Origin of the sequence: Mesorhizobium sp. M1078, assembly GCF_040318615.1 — a bacterium.
In the GTDB taxonomy this organism is placed as follows: Bacteria; Pseudomonadota; Alphaproteobacteria; order Rhizobiales; family Rhizobiaceae; genus Mesorhizobium.
This window is the reverse complement of the sequence record NZ_JAMYMP010000099.1, coordinates 1-624: the sequence shown is the minus strand read 5'-3', so window position 1 is coordinate 624 and position 624 is coordinate 1. Positions and strand designations below refer to the sequence as shown.

Sequence of the window (624 nt, the reverse complement as noted above, 5' to 3'; positions counted from 1 at the left end):
CCAAGGTGCGCCAGCCAATGTATGCCGCGCGCAGGAAGATCTTCCCGAAGCGGGCCTCGGGCAGCTTTCGCCGATTCAAATGGATCGTGATGGCGATCACGCTCGGCATCTACTATCTGACGCCGTGGCTGCGCTGGGACCGCGGTCCGTTTGCCCCCGACCAGGCGGTGCTGCTCGATGTCGCCAACCGGCGCTTCTATTTCTTCTTCATCGAGATATGGCCCCAGGAATTCTACTATGTCGCCGGCCTTCTGGTCATGGCCGGCGTCGGTCTTTTCCTGATCACATCGACTGTTGGCCGTGCCTGGTGTGGCTACACATGCCCACAGACCGTATGGGTCGATCTGTTCCTGGTCGTCGAGCGCGCGATCGAGGGCGACCGCAACGCACGCATCAAGCTCGATGCCGGTCCTTGGACCACTCGTAAGCTTGTGCTGCGGGCATCGAAACACGTCATCTGGCTGGTCATAGGCGCAGCGACTGGTGGCGCATGGATCTTCTATTTCGCCGATGTGCCGACGCTGCTCGGCGAACTCTTCACCGGCACGGCAGCGCCTGTCGCCTACATCACCGTCGCGGTCCTGACGGCGACGACCTACACGTTTGGCGGGCTGATGCGCGAAC

The 624-nt window shown here is 61.9% G+C and carries 1 protein-coding gene; it reads left to right on the top strand.

What is annotated here, in order from left to right; genetic code table 11:
- The coding region (locus NKH38_RS33265; protein WP_352904888.1) for a 4Fe-4S binding protein at positions 1-624 on the top strand (624 nt) is incomplete at both ends.